The following is a 24,865-nucleotide window of genomic DNA, read 5'->3' on the forward strand; positions in this document are numbered from 1 at the left end:
CGATGCGCCGTGCTCGCGCAAGCGGCGCTCAAACCCGCTTGAACAACTGCCGCGCGAGCGAGCACATCAGCATCGTCGCGGGCGATTCGTCCTGCAGGCGCCGGCTCATGATGATCGGCGACGCGGCGCTTGCCGACGGAATCGGCCGGTACGCGACGCCGTGCGCGCGCAAGCCCTCGACGCTCTCCGGCACGAGACACACGCCGACCTGCGCGGCGACCAGACCGAGCGCGGTCTGCAACTCGCGCACTTCGTGAATCGCCTTCGGCTCCAGCGCCTGATCCTGCATCGCCGAGATCTGCTGGTCCGCGTAGCTCGGCCGCGGCGTGCTTGGATAGACGATCAGCGTTTCCTCGGCGAGCGCGGCGAGCGTCAGCGGCTTCTTCTGCCGTGCGAGCGGATGGTCCTGCGGCAACGCCGCGATCATCCGTTCCTCGACCAGCACTTCGCGCGCGAGTTGCACATCATCGAAGCACAGGCGGCCGAAGCCGACGTCGATGCGGCCGCCTTTGAGCGCGGCCAACTGCTCGAGTGTGAACATCTCGATCAGCGATAGCTCGATATGCGGCGCGGCCTCGCGGAACGAGCGGATCACCGCGGGCAGCGCGCCATACAGCGTAGACGGCACGAAGCCGATCACGATGCGCTCCGCGAGTTGTGCGAGCCGTCGCGTGAGCGGCGCGAGCTCGTCGGCTTCATCGATCAGACGCTTCGCCTGGGTGTAGAAAATGCGGCCGGCTTCGGTGAGCCGCAACGGTCGCGAGCCGCGCTCGAACAGCGGCAGGCCGACGTCTTCCTCGATCTGCTGGATCTGCCGCGACAGCGGCGGTTGCGTCATATGCAGACGATTGGCCGCCCGCGTGATGTTCATTTCCTCGGCGACCGCGATGAAGTAGCGAAGTTGGCGAAATTCCATGCATGCCTCAGAGGTGTGATGCGTCGGCGATCGGGTTGGCGTTGGAATGCCGCGCGCTGAATGTCCGTTTACGGCTCTGTGCTCCGGCAGGAGCGCTCCGCGGCGGCAACGAATGATAGCAACAGCACCGTCAAACCCTATCTGTCTGCTGGGCCTCGACGTTCAATCAATACCGCGCGCATTCGTTTAAGTGACGTCGAGGCAGCAGATAGCGGAGGAGGGAGATCATGTGGCCCATTATTCTCGATACGCTCGGTGCGCTCGCGGTGCTCGCGAGCGTGGCGGCGCAGATCGCGCTGCTGCGCAAGCATTGAATAAAAAGCGCAGTGAATAAAGCGCTTTCAGTGTGTAGCGCCTGATCGTAGCGTCTGCTCGTAGGAGTTTTATGCATCGATCTGGTACGAGATGCACCGCGAACCCGATCAGCGCGTATTGCCCGAAATCTTCGTAAGCCCCGCGTAAACATATCCAACGAAATCCGCTTCGAATCGATTGTTCGTCGGAAGCGGCGTGTCAATTCGCCTCGAGCCGCTTTATCCGAGCTCACGCGATGCCTAAATTTACGACCTGTGACAGCGCCACTGCATTTCCAGCTTTTAGCGGCGTGGACCTCGTGACTTCTCGCGAGGCATGCCGGCGCGAACCATTGAAAGGACACGATGATGAGCAAGCTCACAGGCAAGGTAGCGGTTGTAACGGGTGCATCGAAAGGCATCGGTGCGGCGATTGCGAAGGCATTGGCGGCGCAAGGCGCGTCGGTCGTGGTGAACTATGCGTCGAGCCGCGCGGGCGCCGACAAGGTGGTCGCCGATATCACCGCGGCGGGCGGCAAGGCGGTCGCGGTTGGCGGCGACGTGTCGAAGGCCGCGGACGCGAAGGGCATCATCGATACGGCGATCGAAACCTATGGCCGGCTCGACGTTCTCGTCAACAACTCGGGTGTCTACGAATTCGCGACGCTCGACGAGATCACCGAAGCGCATTTTCATAAGCACTTCGATGTGAATGTGCTGGGTCTGCTGCTGGTGACGCAGGCGGCGGCCAAACATCTGGGCGAAGGCGGCAGCATCGTCAACGTGAGCTCGGTCGTGACCCGCATCACACCGGCGACTACCGCGGTCTACACGGCGACCAAGGGCGCGGTCGATGCGATCACCGGCGTGCTCGCGAAGGAACTCGGTCCGCGCAAGATCCGCGTGAATTCGGTGAATCCGGGCGTGGTCGAAACCGAAGGCGCGCACACCGCCGGCGTGATGGGCTCGGAGTTCGAAACGTGGGCGATCAGCACGACGCCGCTCGGCCGTATCGGCCAACCCGACGATATCGCCGATGTCGTCACGTTCCTGGCTTCGGACGACGCGCGCTGGTTGACGGGCGAGAGCCTGATCGCGAGCGGCGGCGCGCGTTGAGTCCGACGGGTTGCCAACGCTTCCGGCAACCCGCTCTTCAGATCGAGTGCGATAACGGATGGCGCGGCCGGTAGCACGACGGCCGCGCCGCCTGTTGCAGCGACGGCGCGCGAGCTACGCGCGTCGAACCTCGCCGACCGAGACCTCGGTTTCCGCTCCCGGCAATTCCACCGCAAAAAAAGCGTCGAGCAGATTCGAACCCGGCCGCTCGGCGAGCCGCGTCAGCGATTCGATCATCTGCACGCGGCAGTCGACGAGCGGCACCATCCTGATGCGCCGCGACTCGTTGAACTCGGCGCGCGCGATCACGCCGACCCCGATTCCCTGCGCGACCGCTTCCTCGAGCGCCTCGCGGCCATCCACGTACATGACCGGCTCGACCTGCAACGACTCGCGCACGAGCTCGATTTCGAGCAGTTGTTGGGTGACCGATTGCGGCTCGCGGAAGATCATCGGCTGTTCGACGAGCTCCGCGTAGCTGAGGCGGCGCTTCTTCGCGGCCGCATAGCTGGCCGGCACCATCGCGACCAGCGGATCGCGCCGCAACACACGCGACTGCAGGCGGCTATGCACTTGCGGCGCGGCCGTGATCGCCGCGTCGACCGCACTCGACAGCACGCGCTGCATGCACTCGGCCGCATTGGCGATCGACAGCGTGACGACGATGCCCGGATGCCGCTGGCGAAACGCGCCGATCAGCGCGACGGCGAGATCGGGCGCATCGGCCGCGAGCGATAGCGAACCCGACTCCAGCCCGCCCGCCGATTCGAGCAACTGACGCGCATCACGCTCGCAGCTGAGCATATGCCGCGTCACGCTGAACAGGCGCAGCCCGAGTTCGGTCGTCTCCACGCCGCGCGGCCCACGCTCGAACAGCTTGACGCCGTAATCCTGTTCGAGGCGCCGCACATGGTCCGACACCGCCGGCTGCGTCAAGGACAGCGCCTGTGCCGCTTTAGAAAAGCCGCCATGTTCAGCGACCGCATGAAACGCCCGCAATTGCGCGTACTGCACGTGTGCCTCGTCGACCGATAAGTTTTTACGATACTGTCATCGATTATATCGATTTTACCGATGGACGGCGTTTCTATATCGTGTGAGGTATCGACATAGCGATATCGGAGTACCCGACATGAAAAGCGCGATCGGCGGTTCGGCGGCGGCATTGAGCGTTGCGGCCGCGGCAACATCCGTTACCCGTGGCACGACATCCTGCGCGGCGCCGGCTGGCGGCGAGCCTTACTTGTTGACACCGGGTCCGCTGACCACGGCACTCTCGACGAAACAGGCGATGCTGCGCGACTGGGGCTCATGGGACGGCGACTTCCGCGCGATGACCGCTCAGTTGCGCGCGAGCCTGCTCGAAATCGCCGGCGACACCGCCGGCGACTACGACTGCGTGCCGCTGCAGGGCAGCGGCAGCTACTGCGTCGAAGCGATGCTCGGCAGCCTGATTCCGCGCGACGGCCATGCGCTCGTGCTCGCGAACGGCGCGTACGGCAAGCGCGCGGCGACCACGCTCGGCTACCTCGGCCGTCTCTGCACGCTGCTCGACAAGGGCGACTACCTGCCGCCGCGCGGCGTCGAAGTCGAGCGCATGCTGGCCGCCGATCCGTCGATCACGCACGTGGTCGCGATCCATTGCGAAACGAGCTCCGGCATCCTCAATCCGCTCGAAGAAATTGCGGCCGCGGTCGCGAAGCACGGCCGCAAGCTGCTGATCGATTCGATGAGCGCCTTCGGCGCGGTGCCGCTCGACGTGCGGCAGATCGCGTGCGAGGCGTTCGTGTCCTCGGCGAACAAGTGCATCGAGGGCGTGCCGGGTTTCGGCTTCGTGATCGCGCGCAAGAGCGCGCTCGCCGAAGCGAAGGGCCGCAGCCATTCGCTCGCGCTCGATCTCCACGATCAATGGGACGTGATGAATCGCACGGGCCAGTGGCGCTTCACGCCGCCCACGCATACGGTGGCTGCGTTCCTCGAGGCGCTGCGGCTGTTCAGGCTCGAAGGCGGGCAGCCCGCGCGGCTCGCGCGCTATGCGAACAATCGCGACGTGCTGGTGGCCGGCATGCACGAGCTGGGCTTCGAGCCGCTGCTCAGCGCGCACTGGCGCTCGCCGATCATCGTGACGTTTTTCTCGCCCGCGCATCCGTCGTTCGAATTCGCGCGCTTCTATGAACTGATGAAGGAGCAGGGCTTCATCATCTATCCGGGCAAGCTGACGGTGGTCGACAGTTTCCGCATCGGCTGCATCGGTCTGGTCGACGAGCACGTGATGCGTCGCGTGGTCGAGGCCTGCGCGCAAGCGCTGCGCACGATGGGCGTCACGCACGCGGCGCCGCCGCCCGCCGCGCTCGACGAACGCAAGGCGCTCGCACAGGCGGCCTGAGCCGCGACGGCAAACCCAACACATTCGGATTCCTGGGGATTCAAGCAGATGAAATACGTGAAGGCGGTGATTTTCGATTGGGCCGGCACGGTGGTCGACTACGGTTCACGCGCGCCGATGGGCGCCTTCGTCGAGACCTTCGAGCAGTTCGGCGTGCCGATCACGATCGACGAAGCACGCGGCCCGATGGGCATGGCGAAGCGGCCGCATATCGCGGCGCTGATGGCGCTGCCGCGCGTCGCGCAGGCTTGGGCCGAGCGTCACGGCCATACACCGACCGACGCGGATATCGACGCCGTGTACGACGTGTTCGTGCCGAAGAACATCGCGGTCGCGGCGAGCTATAGCGCGGTGATCCCGGGCGTCGCCGAAGTCGCGAGCGCACTGCGTCACGACGCTATCCGCATCGGCACGACCACCGGCTATACCCGCGCGATCATCGACGAAATCGTGCCGGGCGCGGCCGCGCAGGGCTTCTCGCCGGACAGCATCGTATGCACCGGCGATACGCCGGAAGGACGGCCGTCGCCGTACATGATCTACCGGACGCTGCCGCAGCTCGGCGTATGGCGCGCGAAAGAGGCGATCAAGGTCGACGACACCGAGGTCGGCATCGAAGAGGGCATCAACGGCGGCACGTGGGCGGTCGGCGTCGCGGTGAGCGGCAACGCGTTCGGCATGAGCGAGGCCGAGGTGAAGGCGCTGCCGGCCGACGAATTCGCCGCGCGCCGCACCGCCGCGACGACCAGGTTGAAGGCGGCGGGCGCGCATTACGTGATCGACAGCGTCGCGGATCTGATGCCCGTCGTGTACGACATCGACGCGCGGCTCGCGCGCGGCGAGCGGCCTTGAAGCGTCAGCCCGATAACGTCACTTGAAGAAACCGACCGCGAGATCGATGAACTCGCGCACCTTGCGCGGCACGAACTCGCGGCTCGGGTACACCAGCGACACGGCCACGTCGCCATTGAGCACCGAGTAGCCCTCGAGCACGCGCACCAGCGTGCCGGCGCGCAATTCGTCCTCGACCATTTCGAGCGGCAGCTGCGCGATGCCCATCGCACCGAGCGCGGCCTGCTTCTGCATGATCATGCTGTTGACCGTGAACGAGGCATCGATCGCGATGCTCTCGCCGCTGTCGTCGCCGGCCTCGCTCGTGCGGTCGACGTCGCCGTCCCCCTTGCGGAAGATCCACATCGGGCCGGTCGTGTCGAACGGCGCGGCGATCAGCCGATGCCTCTCCAGCTCGGCCGGCGTTTGCGGATGACCGGCCTGCGCCAGATACGCGGCCGCGGCCACCGGCACCGCGTGCGAGTTGATCAGACGCCGCACCACCAGCGACTCCGAACGGATCATATGCTCGGTCACGATGCCGACATCGAAGCCGCCTTCGAGCAGATCGACGCGTTTTTCCGTCAGCGTGACGCGCAGGTTCACCTGCGGAAAGCGCGCCTGATATTCGGCGAACAGCGGCGTCAGCCGAAACAGCGAAAAACTGCCGAGCGCGACGATGCGCAGGTCGCCGGCCACTTCGCGCGACGCCGTGGTCGCGCGCGATTCCACTTCCTCCAGTTCGGCGAGCAACACGCGGCAACCGTCCGCGTATTGCGCACCGGCCTCGGTCAGCACGACCTTGCGCGTGGTGCGCTGAAACAGCCGAATGCCGAGATGCTGTTCGAGGCCCGACACATGGCGCGTGACGACCGATGTCGACACGTTCAGCTGCGCGGCGGCCTGAGCGAAGCTGCCGACATCGGCGACCTTGACGAAAGCCTGCATGGCCTGAAAAAGATTGATCATCTGAGTGCAAGAAACGTCTTTGTTGTTGCGCACCGCGGGGCCGCGTTCGCGCCCATGCTCAACTACCGCGCGAGCAGCGCGCCATCGCGCGCGACGACGCGGCCGTTGGCGACCACCAGCTTGCGCACCGGCCGCGCGACGAGCGCATGCGCGAGCGTGTCGGCATCGACCAGCACGAGATCGGCGCGGGCGCCCGGCTGCAAACCGTAAGCTTCGAATCCGCAGGCGCGCGCGGCGACGCCGCTGACGCAATCGAACGCGAGCGCGAGATCGTCGTCGCGGCGCAGGCCGTAGCGCATCGCGATCAGCATCGCCCGTTCCAGCATGTCGGGCGAGCCGTACGGCGTCCACGTGTCGCGAATCCCGTCGTTGCCGCCGAACAGCGTGACGCCGTGCGCGCGGCAAGCCGTGAGCGGCGGCACCGGCACCGACGGCGGCGCGGTGGTCAACAGCGCGACGCGCAGCTCGGCGATACGCGCGAGCAGCGCATCGCGTTCGCGCTCGGGCAGCGCGCCGAGACAGAACGCGTGGCTCACCACTACTTGCCCCTGCATGCCGTGCGCGGCAACGCGATCGAGCAGCAAACCGAGCGTGAACGCGCCGATTTCGCCGGGCTCGTGCAGATGAATGTCGATCGGCTTGCGGTGACGCTCGGCGAGCGCGAAGGTCAGATCGAGCGACTTCACCGGATCGCCGTCGATCAGCGCGGGATCGAGCGCGCCGAGCGCGTCGGCGCCCGCCCCGAGCGCACGATCGAGCAGCGCGTCGGTGCCGGGCCGGCCGAGCAGCCCCGACTGCGGAAACGCGACGATCTGCAGGTCGAGCACGTCGCGCAGTGTGTCGCGCGTAGCCAGCACGCCGTCGAGATGGCGCAGGCCCGCGTCGGTGTCGATATCGACGTGCGTGCGCACCCGCGTCGTGCCGGCCGCGAGAAACGCGCGCGCGAGCGCGAGTGATTGCGCACCCGCGTCGTGGCCGCTTTCGGCGCGCCAGCGGCGCTCGTTTTCGATGCGGTCGGTCAGCTTCGGCCCGACTTCGTTGCGATACCACCGCAAGCCCCAGTTGGTCTTGTCCAGATGCGTATGCCCTTCGACGAAACCTGGCAGCAGCAGCGCGTCGCCGCCGTCCTCGACCGGCACACCGGGCTCGCGCGGCAGAGCGGCGCCGAGCGCGGCGATCCGGCCATCGACGATCGACACCTCGACGCGCTTGCCGTCGGCGAGACGCACGTTGGTGATCAGCGAGGCGTTCGTCGTGGGGCGTGGAGTGGTCGTGGTCATGAGCGGTAGGCAAGGGGAGTGAACGGGGTGCACGGGGTGCAAGGGATACGCGGCCGGTGCGTTGACGCAACCCGCGATGCTACCCCGAGACGATAATAAATCGGTCCCCGTTACGAACTGATAAAGCGTGAATTAATCCGGGAATTCGACACGCCGAGATCGCGGCGGAGGGCCGCGCCGACCGGCAAAATCCAAGGCCGGACGGCGGTTCGCGGTATACTCCCGCGTAACTTGCCTGATCGCCAGGCTTGCCCGATACTCAGCTGTTATCCCCAAATCTCCCCGTACGTCGAGTTTAACGCTACTGCTTATGAGTACAATCCTTGAAAGTCTTCCGATCGGCCAGAAGGTCGGCATCGCGTTTTCCGGCGGCCTCGACACCAGCGCCGCGCTGCACTGGATGCGCAAGAAGGGCGCCGTGCCGTACGCCTACACGGCCAATCTCGGTCAGCCCGACGAAGACGACTACGATTCGATCCCGCGTCGCGCCACGCAATATGGCGCCGAAGGCGCGCGCCTGATCGACTGCCGCGCGCAACTGGTCGCGGAAGGCATCGCAGCGCTGCAGTGCGGCGCGTTCCATATCTCGACGGCGGGCGTCACCTACTTCAACACCACGCCGATCGGCCGTGCCGTGACCGGCACGATGCTGGTCGCCGCGATGAAGGAAGACGGCGTCAACATCTGGGGAGACGGCAGCACGTACAAGGGCAACGACATCGAGCGTTTCTACCGCTACGGTCTGCTCGTCAATCCGAACCTGCAGATCTACAAGCCGTGGCTCGACCAGCTGTTCATCGACGAACTCGGCGGCCGCGCTGAAATGTCCGAGTTCATGCGCCAGTCGGGTTTCGACTACAAGATGTCGGCTGAAAAGGCCTATTCGACCGACTCGAACCTGCTCGGCGCGACGCACGAAGCGAAGGATCTCGAAAGCCTCGAGTCCGGCATCAAGATCGTGAATCCGATCATGGGCGTCGCGTTCTGGCGCGACGACGTGCAGATCGCCAAGGAAGAAGTGACGATCCGCTTCGAGGAAGGCCAGCCGGTCGCGCTGAACGGCCAGACGTTCCCGAACGCGGTCGAACTGCTGCTCGAAGCGAACCGTATCGGCGGCCGTCATGGTCTGGGCATGAGCGACCAGATCGAGAACCGCATCATCGAGGCGAAGAGCCGCGGCATCTATGAAGCCCCGGGCCTCGCGCTGCTGAATATCGCTTACGAGCGTCTCGTCACCGGCATCCATAACGAAGACACGATCGAGCAGTTCCGTGAGAACGGCCGCCGTCTCGGTCGTCTGCTGTATCAGGGCCGCTGGTTCGATCCGCAGGCGATCATGCTGCGCGAAACCGCGCAGCGCTGGGTCGCGCGTGCGATCACCGGCGAAGTGACCGTCGAGCTGCGCCGCGGCAACGACTACTCGATCCTCAGCACGAAGTCGCCGAACCTCACGTATCAGCCCGAGCGTCTGTCGATGGAGAAGGTCGCATCGACGTTCTCGCCGCGCGACCGCATCGGCCAGCTGACGATGCGCAACCTCGACATCAAGGACACGCGCGACAAGCTGCGCATTTACTCGCAGGTGGGTCTGCTGTCGTCGAACGAGACGTCGGCGCTGCCGCAGGTGAAGGGCGACAAGGAGTAAAGCGGCGGGTCCGATTATCTCAACGTCGCATCGATCGATGGGCCGGCTCGCGAGAGCCGGCCCATTTTCTTTGGGGCCGCCGGATGCGCTCCGGCGCATGCTTGCGGTCCCACATTCTGTGCTCAAGTTTGGCCTGCCTATGCCGTTGACATAAGCTAAGCCCATTCTGGAACCCTTCCGTGCAACTCGCTCACAGTATCGACCGCCTCGCCAGCCGGTTGCCAGTCGACTCGACCGCCGGCGGCGAACCCGAGGTGGAGTCTTCGGTCATCGAGTGGCTGTTGCACGACGATCAGGTGATGCGCGAGTGCTTCACGCACGCGGCGGAGATTCTGAAGAGCGTGACCGGCGCGGCGATTACCGCGATCGTGCTGCTCGACGAGGAGTATCAGCACTATCGCGCCGAGGTCGGCATGGCGATGCCGCTCGTCACGCGCGCGCGTTCGCTCGCCGACTACGCGGTGCGCGACGCCGATCTGTTCGTGATCGAGGATGCTCACAACGACAGCCGTTTCGGTGAATGCATGCTGGTCAAGCGTCATCCGTTCGTGCGCTTTTACGCGGCGATCGCGCTGCGTGCGCCGAACGGCGAGATCGTCGGCGCGCTATGCGCGATGGACCCGGCACCGGGCCGGCTCGACGCGGGCCAGCGCGGTGTGTTCTACCACCTGCGCGCGATGATCGAAAACGATCTGAAGATGCGCACGGCCACCGCGATCGATCCGCTCACGCAGTTGTACAACCGGCGCTTTCTGCTGGAAACCATCGCGCGACGCTGGAAGGAGGCGCGCGAGGGCGACATGATGGGCTCGGTGGTCGTCGACGTCGACTGGTTCAAGCAGTACAACGACACCTACGGCCATCAGGCCGGCGATCATTGTCTGCGGCTGGTCGCCTCGGTGATGCAGGCTGCCGCCGACAGCGAGCACTTCGTGGTCGGGCGCATGGGCGGCGAGGAGTTCGGACTGCTGATGCTCGAAGCACAGAAGTCGAAGCTCGAAGACACGCTCGAAACGCTGCGCCAGGGCGTGGCGGATCTCGCGATCGAACATCGCGCGTCGCCGCTAGGGGTGGTGACGGTCAGCGTAGGCGCGTCGCTTACACGTATCAGCGATTTATCGCGGCCCGCGCATCGCGACGGTTTCGCGAGCGCGGACCGGGCGTTGTATCGCTCGAAGCATAACGGGCGAAATCGCGTGACGATGGCGTAGCTCTAGTCTTCGTCGTGACGGCGGCATGGCTTATAGGACCAACGTCCCATTTCCAACCGTTGTCATCGTGGCAATATCGAAGCGCGTAGTGAACGTCGACGCAGTCGCCGGGTGCGGCAGCAGGGCTTTTTACGATGCGCATCATTCAAACGTTGCTGTTCATCGCGGCGTTCTGCTCAGGCATGACCGTCGGCGTTGCGACGTGCGTCGCCGCCCAAACTGCCGCTGCGCAGCCGGCCGCGTCGTCGGCCGCCTCTTCGGCCGTTCCCGTTCCGGCAGCCCCAGTTGCCCCCGCCTCAACTCCCGCTGCGCGCCATATCGATCTCGGCAATCAACCGTTCATCGGCGATTTCGACGCCATGCTCGACCGGCGGCTGATCCGCGTACTGGTTCCCTACAGTCGAACGCTCTATGTGAATGAGCAAGGCCACGAGCGAGGGCTGACCGCCGGCCTGATGCGGGACTTCGAGCGTTATCTGAACAGGAAATACCAGGCGACGCTCGGCAAACGTCCGCTCACGCTGGTCATCATTCCGACGACGCGCGACCAGTTGCTCCCAGGGCTGATAGCGGGCCGGGGCGACATCGCCGCGGGCAATCTGACGGTCACGGAGGCCCGCCTGAAGCAGGTCGACTTCGTGTCGCCGCGTGACCGGACAGCAGTACGCGAAGTGGTCGTGACCGGGCCGAAGTCGCCAACCCTCGCGAAGCTCGACGATCTGACCGGCAAGACCGTCCATGTGCGGCCCAGCAGCAGCTACTACGAGAGCCTGAAGGCGTTGAATGCGCGGTTTGCCAAGGAACGCAAAGTCCCCGTGAAGCTCGTACCGCTGCCCGACGCGCTAGAAGACGAAGATGCGATGGAGATGCTCAATGCCGGGCTGGTCCAGATCCTCGTCGTGGATGACTGGAAGGCAAAGGTATGGGCGCCGATACTGCCGGGAATCGTCGTGCATAACGACATTGCGGTGCGCGACGCAGGCTACATCGGCTGGGCGGTCCGCCTCAAGAGCCCGAAGCTACGGGACGCGATCAACGACTTCTACCTGAATTACGTGAAAAAGCAGAGTGTCGCGGAAGTCCGTCTGCAGCAGGAAATGAAGCGCATCAAGCAGATCTCCAACAATACGGAGTCAGCGGAGCTGAAGCGATTCAAACAGACGGTCGGCCTTTTCGAAAAATACGGCGCGCAGTACGGCTTCGATCCGCTCCTGCTTGCGGCTCAGGGCTATCAGGAATCGCAGCTGAACCAGAGTGCGCGCAGTCACGTTGGAGCAATCGGCATCATGCAGCTGATGCCAGCCACGGGGAAGGAACTTGCGGTTGGCGACATCAGGGTGGCGGAGTCCAACGTCCATGCGGGAGCGAAATATCTCGACGTGCTGATGGCCCGTTACTTCCCCGATGCTCACTTCTCGGAAAGGGACCGCTCGCTGTTCGCATTCGCGAGCTACAACGCAGGACCCGCAAACATCGCCAGGATGCGCAAGGAGGCGCAGGCGCGCGGTCTCGATCCGAACAAGTGGTTCAACAATGTGGAAATCGTAGTCGCCGAGAAAATCGGCATCGAACCCACTACGTACGTGCGCAATGTCTTCAAATATTATGTTGCGTACCGGCTAGTCCGGGAGGCCGAGGCGGCACGGGCTCGCGCTATCGGGCAGATGCGCAAGCAGGGCGGAACGTAAGGGAAGTGCTCGTCTGAAAGCGCTGTCACCGCAGCGACGCTGCTGCGTGATCATCAAGGCGTGCGCCCGAATGAACCCGGTGGGCATTCACATGGAGTCTGAAAATGTCGACCATTGAAGATCGCTTGCACGCGCTTGGCTACGTCCTACCGGAGCCATTGCAGCTTCCTGCGGGGCTGGCGCTTCCGTTTCCATGGGTGCGGGTAGTCGGCAACAGGGCTTGCATCTCGGGCCATGGACCGACCAACGCGGACGGCTCGCTCGCCCAGCCACTCGGCAAGGTGGGGAGTCAGGTCTCGCAGGAGCAAGCGTTCGTGGCGGCTCGCCTCACCGCGCTCGCTATTCTCGGCAGCCTGAAGCGCGAGCTCGGAAGTCTGGAGCGCATCGCGTGTTGGACGAGAGTGTTCGGCATGGTCAATTCGGCACCCGCATTCAACCGGCAGCCCGCCGTAATCAACGGCTTCTCGGAACTGATATTGGCTGTCTTCGGCGAGGAGCGCGGCGCTCACGCTCGCAGCGCGGTGGGAATGGCCGAGCTGCCCTTTAACATTCCCGTGGAGATCGAGGGTGAAGTCGAACTGGTTCCACGAGACGCCTAAGCGCTTGCATCGAGCGAAGCGGTGAAGGAGCGCCACAGTGAAGCGTCGTGATCTGATCAGGTGGCTTGCGGCTGTCCCGCTGTTTCCCTCTGTCTGGCCGTTGCTTCGGCTCGATGCCGCTCACGCTGCACAGACCCCGCGACGCGTACGTCCGGGCGAACCGGGATGGCCCACGCCTTCGGACTGGGCGCGACTGAAACAGCAGGTGGATGGCCACCTGATCCGACCGGAGTCACCACTCGAGCTCTGTCGCGAATCTCCCGACAACGCCGAGTGCCTTGCGCTCTTCCGTGAACTCAAGAATCCGTACTTCATCGGCGATAGTCCCGTCTTGACACAAACCTGCGAGTGGGTTGGCGCGTGGCAAGCCGAACCGAGTGCCTACGTCGTCGCGGCGACAAAGGTCGAACATGTGGCGGCGGCCGTCAATTTCGCGCGTGAACGCAATCTTCGCGTCGTTGTGCGCGGCGGGGGACATTCCTATCTTGGCACTTCGAACGCACCGGACTCCATGATGATATGGACACGCGCGATGAACGACATCAGGAATCACGATGCTTTCGTTCCGAGCGGTTGTGACGGGATCATTCCACCCGGACCCGCGGTAAGCGTGGGGGCAGGGGCGATCTGGATGCATACCTATGAAGCCGTTACCGGCGGCGTGGGTCGATATGTACAGGGCGGCGGTTGTGGAACAGTGGGAGTCGCAGGACTGATTCAAGGGGGAGGTTTTGGAACGCACTCCAAACAATTCGGCATTGCGTCGGCTTCACTGCTCGAAGCGGAGGTCGTCACCGCGGACGGTGTGGTCAGGGTCGTCAACGCGCGAAGAGAACCGGATCTTTTCTGGGCCTTGAAAGGCGGGGGCGGCGGCACCTTCGGCGTGGTCAGCCGTTTGACCTTGCGCACGCACGAACTGCCGGAGGTGTTCGGTCTCGTATCTTGCGCAGTCGTGGCACGCTCGGATCTCGCATACCAACGCTTGCTGGGCCGCTTCGTCGCGCTTTACGCCGATAGCCTATGCAATCGCCACTGGGGTGAACTCGTCACGCTGCTGCCGGGCAAGCGCTTGCGCATCGCCATGAGTTTTCAGGGACTCGGCAAAGAAGAGGTCGCCACGCTGTGGCAGCCGTTGTGGGACTGGATTGGCTTGCAGGACGACCTGACCATGACGGCCGCGCCATCGATCGTCGCCGGTCCGGGGAGGATACGCTGGGACGGCAAGGCGCTCGCGCGGTACGTGCCCGGCCTGGTCCGTTTCGATGACCGGCCCGGCGCGCCAGATGCCAATTTCTTCTGGACACAGAATCTCGCCGAGGCCGGTCATGTGATCCACGGCTTCGACTCGCTGTGGTTGCCTGCGGCAATGCTGACGCGCGATCGCCAACCCGAACTCGTCGATGCGCTGATGGGCGCTACGCGCTATTGGCCTGTCGAACTTCATTTTCAGAAAGGGCTGGCCGGCGCCCCTGCCGATGTGATTGCCGCCGGCTTGCAAACGCCCGTCAATCCAGTCGTGGCGGAGTCGTTCGCATTGGCCATCGTCGCGAGCGAGGGGCCGCCGGCATTCGACGGTCTGACCGATCACGGGCCCGACGTTGCGAAGGCACAGCGAGATGCGAAGCTGATCGGTCTGGCCATTGACGAACTCAGGAAGATTGCACCTGCAGACGGCGCCTATGTCGCTGAGAGCAGCTATTTTCAGCAAAACTGGCAAGCCGCGTACTGGGGGGCCAACTATGCGCGTCTGCTGTCGATCAAGAAACGTTATGACCCGCACGGAGTTTTCTTCGTTCGTCACGGTGTCGGCTCCGAAGCCTGGAGCGACGACGGGTTCACCCGCATGGCCGATTCCAACTAGCCGGCCGGCTGTTTCAAACGAATCCTGATGCTCGTTGTGTGTCGGTATGAGCGTGTATTGACTCCGGCGAGAGCTCAATGCACGCTAGCGATGCATCGGCATCCGAAGCATCTCTTTCTAGCGAACTGATGAAGCGGAGTCGGTAATAAGTTCGGTGCCGTTGCCAATACAACGTCGTATAAATGACGGAGACAGAAAAGATGACAACACCGAAGAAGATCCCGGCGGCCATGCACAACCCTTGGTGGCTCACTACCGCGGCGAGCCTGATGGCGTCCGCGATCGTGCTGGCCGGCTGCGGCAGCGGCAACGACGACGGACTGCATCCACCGCCGCCGAACAACGTGCTGCCAGGCTTCATCAAAAGCGCGGTGACGACCAAATCTTATGACGGCAACAGCGACGATCTGCTGACCGCGGGCCTCGGCAAGACCGGCCTCGCCTCGGCGACGGCGCCGGCCATCGCGAATACCGCGCAACCAACGGCCGCCGAACTGCGGCGTCTCGCGATCTGGTCGAACTACCGGGCGCTCGTCGATATGACGGCGAACGGCGGCTATGGACGCTTCTGGGGCCCCAACGTCGACCTGAACGGCAACGACACGCTGGGCGAAGGCAAGATCGCGGGCAAGGAATACCTCGCCTATGCCGATGACGGCAGCGGCGCGCAGAACGTGAGCCTGCTCGTGCAGATTCCCACCAGCTTCAATCCGGACCAGCCGTGCATCGTCACCGCGACGTCGTCCGGTTCGCGCGGCGTGTACGGCGCGATTTCGGCGGCCGGCGAGTGGGGCTTGAAGCGCGGCTGCGCCGTGGCCTACACCGACAAGGGCAGCGGCAACGGCGCGCATGAGCTGTCGACGAATCGCGTGACGCTGATCGACGGCACGTTGCAGGATGCGAGCACAGCGGGCAAGGCAAGCCTCTTCACCGCGAAGCTCGGCAGCAGCACGCTGGCAACATTCAACGCGCAGTTCCCGAACCGCTATGCGTTCAAGCACGCGCACTCGCAACAGAACCCCGAGCAGGACTGGGGCAAGGACACGTTGCAGGCGATCCAGTTCGCGTATTGGGCGCTCAACGATTCGTTCGGCGCGTTGAATGGCACGACGCGCACGGTGCGCTATGCGAGCGGCAGCATCACGACGATCGCGGCGTCGGTCAGCAACGGCGGCGGCGCGTCGCTCGCTGCGGCCGAGCAGGACACGTCGGGGCTCATCACGGCAGTGGTGGTCGGCGAACCGCAGATCAACATGCGGCTTACGTCGCAGGTGTCGGTCGCGCAGGGCGGCGTGCCGGTCGGCGCGTTCGGCGAACCGCTCGCCGATTACATGACGCTCGCGAACCTGCTGCAGCCGTGCGCCGCACTCGCGCCGGCCGCGGCCGGCGCGCCGTATCTGACCGCGCTGCCGAGCGCAACCACCACCGCGCTGCGCACCGCGCGCTGCGCGTCGCTCGCGGCAGCCGGTGTGATCGCGGGAGCGGATACGGTGACGCAGGCCACCAATGCGCTCGCGCTGCTGCATCAGCACGGCTATCAGACGGACTCGGACCTGCTGCAAGCGCCGATGTGGGACTCGCAGGCAGTGCCGGCCGTCGCCGTGACCTATGCGAATGCATATGCGCGTGCAAGCGTCGCCGACAACCTGTGCGACTTCAGCTTCGGCACCACCAGCGCGACGGGCGCAGCCGGCGTGACGCCGGCGGTCTCGCCGATGCTGACGGTGTTCGGCAACGGCAACGGCGTGCCGCCGACCAATGGCATCAACCTCGTCTACAACGCGGGCACCTCGGGCGCGGTCGATCATCGGCTCGCGACCGCCGATGCGAGCTACGCGGGCGCCGCATGCCTGCGCGCGCGGTGGACGAGCGGTTCGTTGAGTGCCAGCGTCGATGCAATCCGCGTGAATGCGAACCTGCATGGCAAGCCGACCATCATCGTGCAAGGACGCGCGGATGCGCTGGTGCCGATCAACCACGCGTCGCGGCCGTATCTCGGCTTGAACCAGGTGGCCGAGGGCGGTGCGAGCAAGCTGGCGCTTTACGAAGTCACGAACGGTCAGCACTTTGACGCGTTCCTCGGCGTCGCCGGTTTCGACACGCGTTTCGTGCCGTTGCACTACTACAATCTTCAGGCGCTCAACCTGATGTGGGCGCATCTGAAGAACGGCACGCCGCTGCCGCCGTCGCAAGTGATCCACACGATACCGCGCGGCGGCACGCCAGGAGCCGCACCGGCGCTGACCACGGCCAACCTGCCGGCGATCGCGGCGAGCCCGGGTGCCAATGCGATTTCCGCAACGAACGGCGCCGTGAACGTGCCGAATTGAGCGGCGCGTGCCGAAGCAATACGCGCACACAGGCGCCCGCCTGTGTGCGCGTTGCTGTGAGATGACCTACGTCTGCGCTCAAGAACACATCCCCTCGCGCTCGAGCCACGAACGGAACTGCACGACCAGTTCATCGCCAGACTTCTCATCCGCAATGTAAGTGCAGTAGCTGCGAGACCGCAGACGCGGACCGTCGAATGGCGCGACGAGCCGGCCAGCGGCGAGATCGTCGGAGACCAGCGCGGTCGGTCCCATCGCGATGCCGATCCCGTCGATGGCGGCCTGCAAGGTCAGATAGAAGTGATCGAATGTCAACGTGGCGGCCGGCCTCAGCGCGGCAAGCTGCGTGCTCGCCAGCCAGTCGGGCCAAAGCCGCGGAAGACTCGAGGTGTGCAGCAACGTGTGTTGCCGCAAGTCGTCCGGCGATCGAAGCGGCACCCGCTGCAAGAGCGCAGGACTGCAGACTGGAAGCCTCTCCTCGGACAGGAATGGCCGCATCGAATAGCCGTAGAACGTGTCCGGGCCGCCCCGGATGACGATGTCGTAACTCTCTTTCAGACTCTCCAGCGGTCCGTTCGACGTCTCCACCTTGACCTCCACGTCGGGATGCTCGGCGCGGAATGTCGCCAGTCTCGGCACCAGCCAGCGCAACGTGAATGTCGCGGGCGCGTTGACGGATAGCGTCCGCGACAGCGTTTCGGGCACACCGTATCGCGCGGTTGCCTGCGACAGCTGTTCGAACAGTGGGCCGATTTCCTCCAGATAGGCCTTCGCCGCCGCCGTCAGTGTCACGCGCCGGTGGTGCCGTTCGAACAACGGGGCGCCGAGCCATTCCTCGAGCAGACGCACCTGCTGGCTCACCGCGCCGTGAGTCACGTGCAGCTCCGCGGCGGCTTCCTTGAAGCTGCCGAGCCGGCCCGCAGCCTCGAAGGCCCGTACCGCATTGAGCGGAGGCAATGCCCGTTTCATTTGCAAGAGTTTTTCTAACGCAGGCGGCCAATTTATCTGGTTTGAGGGGCCACGACAAGATAGATATCCTTCCTGTTGTACCGCTAATGCCATTCCCGCTCACTCTCGGCCCCAAAACCCCATGCTTAGTTATATCGGTGGCATCGTGCTTTTTGCCGCGATGCTTCACGCGAGCTGGAACGCGATGCTGCACGGCAACCGCGACCGGTTCCTGTCGATGACCTGGATGAGCATCGCCATCGCGGCGGTCTCCACGCTCGTCGTCCTCGTCAATCCGTTGCCAGCCAGCGCCTGCTGGCCCTACCTCGTTGCATCGGGGCTCGTGCATATCTTCTACAACGTGAGCCTCGTGCGGTCGTATCGACGCAGCGACCTGGCGCTCGCGTATCCGATCGCGCGTGGCTCGTCGCCGCTGCTCGTCACGCTCGGCGCGGCGCTGTTCGCGCGTGAAGCGATCGTCCCGTTGCACGCGCTCGGGATCGCGATGATCTCGGGCGGCATCATCGCGATCGCGTTGCAGGGGCGGCACGTGTCGCGCGCGGGTGTGCTGAGCGCGCTGACGACTGGTGCGACGATTGCGCTCTATACCGTGATCGACGGCATCGGCGTGAGACTGTCCGACGGTCAGCCGCTGACCTACACCGCGTGGATGTTCCTGTTCTATTGGCTGATGCCGCTGCTGTTCGTCGCAATGCGCGGCCTCGCGCCGCTATGGACACCGGTACGTGCCGAGCCGCTGTCGGTGGGCTCGTCGCTCGTCGGCGGTTTGGTGTCGATCGCGGCGTATGGCATCGTGATCTGGGCGCTGCAGTCGGGCGCGATGGGTGCGGTGTCGGCGTTGCGCGAAACCAGCGTGGTGTTCGCGGTGCTGATCGGGCGGGTGTTTCTTGGAGAAGCGGTCAATGGCGGGCGCTGGCTCGCCTGCCTGGTCGTTGCGGCTGGAGCGGCATGTCTGGGGCTTTGACGAGAGAGAGGATGCGGGTCGTTCATCGCCGGCTTGCCTTGATGTGACGGGTGGCAAGCAAACCATGCGCGATTCGTCCTAAGGTTTCCTTCAGCTTTGACTGATAGATAGCGGGTTCGACAATGGCAGAGAAAAACAACGATGCCCCGTGGACCCCGATTCGGCCGACAGGCCGAAAAGAACCGTTACCGCTCGACCTATCTGCTCGAATTGGCGCGCGGCAGCTCGCACATTTCGAGCACGCTGGGCGCCGACAGCCGGCAAGCGGCGATCGCCGAAGTGCTGTGCGAATTTGGGCTCCAATACGGCAAGGACAAGTTGCCGGTCTTTCGCGCTCTGCTCGCGGAAAGCCTCGAGGACCGTGACAATCCGGACGCGGCGCGAGCGGTGCTGAGCTTCGCGCAGCGCCAAACGCTCTAGCCGCCGATCAGCTTCAACCCCACCGGCAGCGATTCGCCGAACACGCGGCCTTCGTCGGCGTTATCGAGCGCGACGACTTCGCTGACCATCGTGATCCAGGCGCGCGGCGCGCTCGCCGCTTCGAGGCGTCGCACGACGCTCGCGCGCAATTCGTCGGGCAGATCGCGCGAGCGATCGCCGGTCATGCGGGCGATCTGCACCGCGGCGAACGCGGCCGGGTCGACCTTCTTCCAGTCGAGCGCGAGGATCGCGTCGAGCCATTGCGCGGCGACCTCGGGTGGCACGACGCTGTGCGCGCTGCCGTAGAACGGCTGGCGCGCGCCGATCCGTCCGACTGCCCACCAGCTTTGATGGTTTTCCGCGGGCTTTTTCAAGCGCGTGAGCACCGCCTCGCCGAGTTCGATCTTGCGTTCCGCCGGAATCCGTTCGAGCGATGCGGACAGGCGCACCATATCGGCGAAGCCGGTCTTCGCGACATCGAACGGCAGCTTGTGACGCGATTGCGCGGCCTTCTGCAGATAGTCCATCGCGTCGAGCACGCGCAACTGTGCGTCCTCGCCGAGACCGCCGGCCGCGCGGCGCCACAGCGTCCACCATTCGGACCACACCTGGCTGTCGGTCACGTATTGAATGCCGTCGTCGAACAGCGTCCACAGTTGCTCGACGCGCCATTCGTCGAGCGGATAGCCGAAGCCGGGCCGCACGCAATAGCCGGCCAGATTCAGCCACAGCCGCTCGTGATCGGCGGAGCGGCGCCGGCGCCGCGCGCGTTCCCACAGCGCGCCGAACAGCTCGCGCAGCAATGCGCTACCCCAGCCATCGCGCGGACCGAGTAGATGTTCGAGCTGCGCGCGCAGGCGTTTGATTTCCTTCGGGTCGACGTTATGCGCGCGGGCGCCGAAGCAACGGTCGATCAGTTCGATCGCGCGATCGAGCGCCGGGTGGCGTTGCGGCGCGCCATCGGCGGATAGGTCTACTTGCGCGTCGCCGTGGCGCAGCTGGAATTCGAGCAGCCAGCGTTGCGATGGATCGTCGAGCTCGATGCAATGCACGTCGAGCGTGCCGACCTCGGTCAGCGACGTCGCGATGCGCACCGCGGTTTCGCGGGCGCGCTGGCCGTCGCGTGGCTGGACGATCGTCGCGATCGGCGGCAGGCGCACGAAGTCGCCGCCCGCGAGATCGACCAGCTCGCCAGGCTGATATGCGGTGTCCGCGCTAGACGACACCAGGTGAAAGCGCACCGGATGTCCGAGCCGCAGTGCGAACGTGCGATCCTCGATCAGAATCTCGTGAGCTTCCTCGGTGCCGCGCGGCAGCAGGCAGATGCCGCGTTGCGCGGGCGCTGCGTCCGGCTCGGCAACGTCTTTGCCGGCAGGCGTTTCGTCGAGCACCAGAAAATAGCTGCGCGGCGAACCACCGCCGATTTTCGGCGCGAAACCGGCGCGCGCGAGCGTATAGGCGACCGCGCCGCGCGCGACCGCGACGTCGGGGTTGTCGTTGTGCAGCACATGGAGCGGCGCGCCGCGCCAGCCGCCGAGCGTGTCGGCGAGACGCCGCGATAGCGCGTCGGCGCGGAACACGCCGCCGTTGAGCAGCAGCGTGTCGGGAACGGGCAGGGCGGCTGTGCCGGATGGCTCCGGCGTGCTGGAGTGCGCGCCGAGGGCCTTGCGCGACTGCGCGGCGAAGCGTTCGAGAAAGGCCGCGATATGCCGCGTGACCGCCGCATCGGTCGCGTACGGCAGGCCGAATTCGACGATCGCGCCGCGCGGGCGGCCCGGTCGTTGATCTGCGGCGACGCGGGGAAAGAATCCATCGACGATGAGCTTCTCGACCTCGTCGCGCGTGACCTGGGTGGTGCGCGCACCGCCGATCAGCTTCGAGCCGGCGCCGAGCAGCGTCACCGGCGCCGCCTCGGGCGCCTGCGCGCCGAGCAACTGCTCCTTCGCGACGCGGCATCGCTCGACCAGCTGCGACAGGCTCGCAGCCGACAGCCGCTGCGGCGCCTGCCCAGCGCCACCGGCACCACCCAACAGCCGCGCCTCGACCAGATGCGCGAGCGCGAGGTCCATATTGTCGCCGCCGAGCATCAGGTGATTGCCGACACCGACCCGCGTCAGGCGCGGCTCGCCGTCGTCGGTCAGGCCGACTTCGATCAGCGTCAGATCGGTGGTGCCGCCGCCGACGTCGCAAATCAGCACGAGCCGGGTGTGGGCCAACTCGTCGGCAAGCGTGTCGCGATGCCGGAACAGCCAGTCATAGAACGCGGCCTGCGGCTCTTCGAGCAGCCGCAGCGACGGCAGCCCCGCAAGCCGCGCCGCTTCGACGGTCAACGCACGCGCGCCTTCGTCGAACGACGCGGGCACCGTCAGCACGACGTCCTGCTGTTCGAGCGGCGCCTTCGAAAAGTGCTGGTTCCACGCGGCCCGCACGTGCGCGAGGTAGCTCGCGCTCGCGTCGAGCGGAGCAATCTTGCGGACGTCGTCGGGCGCGCCCCACGGCAGGATCGGCGCGACGCGATCGACCGACGCGTGCGACAGCCAGCTTTTCGCGCTCGCAACGAGCCGCCCGGGCACCTGCGCGCCGAGCAGCCGCGCGAGCCGGCCGACCACGACCGGCTGCCCGGCGTGTATGCCCTGGCCGGACGCCGCGCGCGCAGCGGACCACGGCAACTGCAGATCGGCCGCGCTCAGCTCGCCGTCGGCCGCCTGATAGCGCACCGACGGCAACAGCGGCCGCGCGGCGACCTCGCCGGGGCTCACCAACTGCTCGATCTCGAACACGCGAATCTGCTGCGAGCCGGCTTCCGCGTATGCGAGCACCGTGTTGCTGGTGCCGAGATCGATGCCGACGCTGTACCGCTTCATGTCAATCACGCATTCGGGTTGCCGCGCACATCGAATTCGACTTTCCAGCGCTCGTCGGAGCCGCGCGGGATCGCCTCCAGTTCGAGCGTGCCCGCTTCGGTCACGCGCGCGTGCAGCTTCACCGGCACGACTTCACCGGCGGTGCGGCCGGCCGCCGGCAGCGTCGCCTGAATTTCCTCGAGTTCCTGCAACTCCTCGGGGCCCCAGTATTCGAGCAGCGTGCCGACCTGATCCTGACGACGCACCGACGAGCCGAAGAAGCGGAAATGCACGGGCTCGCCGACGACCAGCCCGAACTCCTGCGCGGGCAGCTCGGCGTCGGTGCCTTCTTCCATGCCGAACGGCGCGACGCACAGCGCCTGCACCGGCGGCTCGAGGCCGGGCACGGCCGGCATCGCCGATTCGATCGCGATGTAGTACGCGCGCGCGGTGCCGCCGCGAATGCGCACGCCGCGGCCGCGTCGCACGTAGCCGTAGTAGGCCGCGCCGCGCGCGACCGCCAGATCGAGGTCCGCGCCTTCGAGCAGTCGCGCGCTCGCCGCGCCTTCGGCCGCGAGCCAGCCGTTCAGCGTGCTCATGATGCGCTCGACCAGCAGCGTCGACTTGAACACGCCGCCGTTGAACAGCACCGCGGTCGGATGCAGAAAGCTCGCGTTTTGCGCGGCGGCATTGGCCGCAGCTTCACCGAGCCCTTCGAGTTCGGCGAGCGCGGCGACCTGACGGCCGAGGAACGCCGCCAGATGCCGCGTGATACCCGCGTCCTGCGCATAGGGCAGACCGAGCTGCGTCAGACCCACCCGCGCGCGGCTCACCGGACGCGCGGCGCTGTCGACCTGCGGGAAAAAGCCGTCGAGGATCGTCTGCGTGAGCTCGGCGCGCGTCAGCTCGGTGCGGATCGAGCCGCCGATCAGCTTCGAGCCGCGGCTCGGCACGACGAGCGGCACGGTGTCGGTCGCGGGGTCGCTGAGCAGGGTTTCCTTCGCCGCGCGGCAAGCGTAGGTCAGCGCACGCAGCTGCCACGCGTCGGCCTGGGTGCCCTGCGCGGCGAGCTTGCGCGCGACCACGTGCGCGAGCGCGAGGTCCATGTTGTCGCCGCCGAGCAGGATGTGATCGCCGACCGCGACGCGATGCAGTTCGAGATTGCCGTCGCGCTCGATCACCGCGATCAGCGACAGGTCGGTGGTGCCGCCGCCGACGTCGACGACGAGGATGATGTCGCCGACCTTGACCTGCTTGCGCCACTGGCCACCGCTCTTCTGGATCCAGCTATAGAGCGCCGCCTGCGGCTCTTCGAGCAGCGTCATGCGCGTGAAGCCGGCGGCCTCGGCCGCTTCCGCGGTCAGTTCGCGCGCGGCCGGGTCGAACGACGCGGGGATCGTCACCGTGACGTCCTGCTCGCCGAACGGCGCGTCCGGATGCGCGTGGTCCCACGCCTCGCGCAGGTGCGTCAGATAACGCACCGAGCTTTCGAGCGGCGACACGCGTGTGACTTCGGGCGGCGCGTCGTTCGGCAGAATGCCCGCGCGACGGTCGACGCCCGGATGGCACAGCCAGCTTTTCGCGCTCGACACGAGCCGGATCGGCGTGCCGGCGCCGCGATTGCGCGCGAATTCGCCGACCGCGAATTCGCGCTGGCCGGTCCACGGCAGGTACAGGTCGCCGGAGGCCAGTTCGTCCGGATGCGGCAGGTACAGGAACGATGGCAAGAGCGGCAGAGTGTCGATTGCGCCGGGGCCCGTCAGCTGCGCGATCGACAGCACCTCCTGGGTGGTTTTCTCGCCGTCGCTCGCGTGCGTGTCCACGTAGGACAGCGCGCAGTGCGTGGTGCCGAGGTCGATGCCGATGGAATAGCGTACGTCGCTCATAGCTCCACCTCCGCCGGTGCGATGACCTTCGCGTTATGGCCGTCCGCGAGCTTCGGCAGACGCACCTCGTCGACGCGCCAGCCGCGATGGCTGATGCTGCCGCTAAACGGCGCGCTGCCGACCACGTTGCCGGTCAGACGCACCGAACTCGCGTCGAAGCCCGCGGGCAGCGTCACGCGGCTGCCTTCGGCTTCGTCGCGCACCGGGCGGATCGTGAAGTGCTCGCGCAGCGTCGCGCGGCAGCCTTCGTGCACGAGGCGCGCGGCCGCGCCGATGTCGGCGTCGCTATAGGCCTTGATGTCTTCCTCGACGAAATCGATGAAGCGCGCGTCGCGTTGCAGCAGGCCGAGCAGTTGCAGCGCGGCGTCGGGGGTGGCCTCCTTCAGCACCGGCGCGGGTTGCGGCTTCGGTTGCGGGGCGGGTGCCGGGGTTGCCGCGGCGGCGGGGGCGGGCGCCGGGGCCGCGCCGAACTTTTCGCCGTTGCGCAGGCGCAGCACGTCGGCGGCGAACTCGCCACTGCCGAGAATGCTGAAAAACGTGCCCACGGCCAGGGAAATCCGGCCGAGGAAGGATGGGTTCGAATCGCTCATAAAGGCTCCTGATCTGCTCTGTTAGGGACGAGCGGTCCTCGCCGCGCCACGTGCGCCGGGCAGCGAAG

19 protein-coding genes are annotated in these 24,865 nt (G+C 65.7%); 11 read left to right on the forward strand and 8 right to left on the reverse strand.

Annotated elements, in window-relative coordinates:
• Nucleotides 1-28: 28 nt before the first annotated feature.
• Complete coding sequence (locus tag AB3X96_RS04595) at nt 29-916, reverse strand: LysR family transcriptional regulator (RefSeq protein WP_368588759.1); 888 nt, start codon at nt 914-916, stop codon at nt 29-31.
• A gap of 662 nt (nt 917-1,578) precedes the next feature.
• Between AB3X96_RS04595 and AB3X96_RS04600 the strand changes: the two genes are divergently transcribed.
• Nucleotides 1,579-2,325 (forward strand): glucose 1-dehydrogenase, encoded by a 747-nt coding sequence (locus tag AB3X96_RS04600; RefSeq protein ID WP_368588760.1) that lies wholly within the window; start codon nt 1,579-1,581, stop codon nt 2,323-2,325.
• A 114-nt stretch (nt 2,326-2,439) separates the two neighbouring features.
• On the opposite strand, the gene AB3X96_RS04605 is transcribed toward AB3X96_RS04600, so the two are convergent.
• Entirely contained in the window at nt 2,440-3,339 is a 900-nt protein-coding gene (locus AB3X96_RS04605; protein ID WP_368588761.1) for a LysR substrate-binding domain-containing protein, read from the reverse strand.
• A 118-nt stretch (nt 3,340-3,457) separates the two neighbouring features.
• Here AB3X96_RS04605 and AB3X96_RS04610 point away from each other — a divergent pair, with 118 nt between their 5' ends.
• Nucleotides 3,458-4,711, forward strand: coding sequence for a 2-aminoethylphosphonate--pyruvate transaminase (locus AB3X96_RS04610; RefSeq protein WP_368588762.1), 1,254 nt, complete (start codon nt 3,458-3,460; stop codon nt 4,709-4,711).
• Between the two features lie 48 nt (nt 4,712-4,759).
• Nucleotides 4,760-5,563 (forward strand): phosphonoacetaldehyde hydrolase, encoded by an 804-nt coding sequence (phnX, locus tag AB3X96_RS04615; protein WP_368588763.1) that lies wholly within the window; start codon nt 4,760-4,762, stop codon nt 5,561-5,563.
• An 18-nt stretch (nt 5,564-5,581) separates the two neighbouring features.
• On the opposite strand, the gene AB3X96_RS04620 is transcribed toward phnX, so the two are convergent.
• Both AB3X96_RS04620 and AB3X96_RS04625 read right to left on the reverse strand, forming a co-directional pair.
• Nucleotides 5,582-6,511 carry a LysR substrate-binding domain-containing protein gene (locus tag AB3X96_RS04620; RefSeq protein WP_368588764.1) on the reverse strand — a complete coding sequence of 310 codons (930 nt, stop codon included), beginning with the start codon at nt 6,509-6,511 and terminating at the stop codon, nt 5,582-5,584.
• 62 nt (nt 6,512-6,573) lie between these two features.
• Nucleotides 6,574-7,791 (reverse strand): amidohydrolase family protein, encoded by a 1,218-nt coding sequence (locus tag AB3X96_RS04625; RefSeq protein WP_368588765.1) that lies wholly within the window; start codon nt 7,789-7,791, stop codon nt 6,574-6,576.
• 310 nt (nt 7,792-8,101) lie between these two features.
• Here AB3X96_RS04625 and argG point away from each other — a divergent pair, with 310 nt between their 5' ends.
• The 6 genes from argG (at nt 8,102) to AB3X96_RS04655 (ending at nt 17,125) form a co-directional block, all read left to right on the forward strand.
• Entirely contained in the window at nt 8,102-9,436 is a 1,335-nt protein-coding gene (gene argG, locus AB3X96_RS04630; protein WP_176369170.1) for an argininosuccinate synthase, read from the forward strand.
• Nucleotides 9,437-9,615: 179 nt separating this feature from the next.
• Nucleotides 9,616-10,647 carry a diguanylate cyclase gene (locus AB3X96_RS04635; protein WP_368588766.1) on the forward strand — a complete coding sequence of 344 codons (1,032 nt, stop codon included), beginning with the start codon at nt 9,616-9,618 and terminating at the stop codon, nt 10,645-10,647.
• Between the two features lie 134 nt (nt 10,648-10,781).
• The gene (locus AB3X96_RS04640) at nt 10,782-12,335 is read left to right on the forward strand and encodes a transporter substrate-binding domain-containing protein (RefSeq protein WP_368588767.1); all 1,554 of its coding nucleotides are present in this window, start codon (nt 10,782-10,784) and stop codon (nt 12,333-12,335) included.
• A gap of 104 nt (nt 12,336-12,439) precedes the next feature.
• Nucleotides 12,440-12,934 (forward strand): RidA family protein, encoded by a 495-nt coding sequence (locus AB3X96_RS04645; protein ID WP_368588768.1) that lies wholly within the window; start codon nt 12,440-12,442, stop codon nt 12,932-12,934.
• A 37-nt stretch (nt 12,935-12,971) separates the two neighbouring features.
• Nucleotides 12,972-14,795, forward strand: coding sequence for an FAD-dependent oxidoreductase (locus AB3X96_RS04650; RefSeq protein ID WP_368588769.1), 1,824 nt, complete (start codon nt 12,972-12,974; stop codon nt 14,793-14,795).
• 200 nt (nt 14,796-14,995) lie between these two features.
• Nucleotides 14,996-17,125, forward strand: a complete 2,130-nt coding sequence (locus AB3X96_RS04655; protein ID WP_368588770.1) for a D-(-)-3-hydroxybutyrate oligomer hydrolase — start codon at nt 14,996-14,998, stop codon at nt 17,123-17,125.
• Between the two features lie 78 nt (nt 17,126-17,203).
• Here AB3X96_RS04655 and gcvA read toward each other — a convergent pair whose 3' ends face one another.
• Nucleotides 17,204-18,094: a transcriptional regulator GcvA gene (gene gcvA, locus AB3X96_RS04660; RefSeq protein WP_368588771.1), complete on the reverse strand. Its 891-nt coding sequence runs from the start codon at nt 18,092-18,094 to the stop codon at nt 17,204-17,206.
• 121 nt (nt 18,095-18,215) lie between these two features.
• Between gcvA and AB3X96_RS04665 the strand changes: the two genes are divergently transcribed.
• Nucleotides 18,216-19,058: an EamA family transporter gene (locus tag AB3X96_RS04665; protein ID WP_368588772.1), complete on the forward strand. Its 843-nt coding sequence runs from the start codon at nt 18,216-18,218 to the stop codon at nt 19,056-19,058.
• Between the two features lie 141 nt (nt 19,059-19,199).
• Nucleotides 19,200-19,478, forward strand: coding sequence for a hypothetical protein (locus tag AB3X96_RS04670; RefSeq protein ID WP_368588773.1), 279 nt, complete (start codon nt 19,200-19,202; stop codon nt 19,476-19,478).
• Here the strand turns inward: AB3X96_RS04670 and AB3X96_RS04675 are convergent.
• Genes AB3X96_RS04675 through AB3X96_RS04685 form a run of 3 tightly spaced genes read right to left on the reverse strand, consistent with a single transcriptional unit; the run spans nt 19,475 to nt 24,797 of the window.
• Nucleotides 19,475-22,351, reverse strand: a complete 2,877-nt coding sequence (locus AB3X96_RS04675; RefSeq protein WP_368588774.1) for an Hsp70 family protein — start codon at nt 22,349-22,351, stop codon at nt 19,475-19,477. The genes AB3X96_RS04670 and AB3X96_RS04675 overlap by 4 nt on opposite strands.
• Nucleotides 22,348-24,207: an Hsp70 family protein gene (locus AB3X96_RS04680; protein ID WP_368588775.1), complete on the reverse strand. Its 1,860-nt coding sequence runs from the start codon at nt 24,205-24,207 to the stop codon at nt 22,348-22,350. The genes AB3X96_RS04675 and AB3X96_RS04680 overlap by 4 nt, the downstream gene beginning before the upstream one ends.
• On the reverse strand, nt 24,204-24,797 hold the full coding sequence (locus AB3X96_RS04685; protein ID WP_368588776.1) for a DUF2760 domain-containing protein: 594 nt from the start codon (nt 24,795-24,797) through the stop codon (nt 24,204-24,206). The genes AB3X96_RS04680 and AB3X96_RS04685 overlap by 4 nt, the downstream gene beginning before the upstream one ends.
• Nucleotides 24,798-24,865 lie beyond the last annotated feature (68 nt).

Source organism: Paraburkholderia sp. BR13439 (assembly GCF_040948805.1).
GTDB lineage: Bacteria > Pseudomonadota > Gammaproteobacteria > Burkholderiales > Burkholderiaceae > Paraburkholderia > Paraburkholderia youngii.